This is a genomic window from Winogradskyella alexanderae, assembly GCF_020166335.1.
In the GTDB taxonomy this organism is placed as follows: Bacteria; Bacteroidota; Bacteroidia; order Flavobacteriales; family Flavobacteriaceae; genus Winogradskyella; species Winogradskyella alexanderae.
On sequence record NZ_JAIUJR010000046.1, the window covers coordinates 1 to 379 of the forward strand.

A 379-nucleotide genomic window follows, 5' to 3' on the forward strand; every position below is an offset into this window, starting at 1 on the left:
CGACCGGCGCGAGCTATATGCCGGCCCAGGGCGGTACCTATAGCGTTACGGTCACGGATACGAGCACTTCGGCCGCAACGGGCTGCGGCAATACGGACACTTCCGAGGTAGTGGAGAGCGAGCCTCCGACGCTGGTCGCGGAGGTGGTAACACAAGCTTTTGCGGAAAACCACGTTATAGAGGCAACGGCAGGCGCCCCCGGGGTCTACGAGTACAGCCTCGACGGCGGCCCCTGGCAGGACAGTGGCAGGTTCGAGAACGTGTCCCCTGGCCAGCACGAGGTCACGGCGAGGGACCGCAACGGCTGCGGCCTGGTTACGGAGACGGTATTCGTTGTGGACTACCCGCTGTACTTTACGCCCAACGGCGACGGCAACAA

The 379-nt window shown here is 63.9% G+C and carries 1 pseudogene; it reads left to right on the forward strand.

The features are described from left to right. A pseudogene (locus LBU54_RS15315) lies at positions 1-379 on the forward strand (T9SS type B sorting domain-containing protein); the annotation flags it as partial.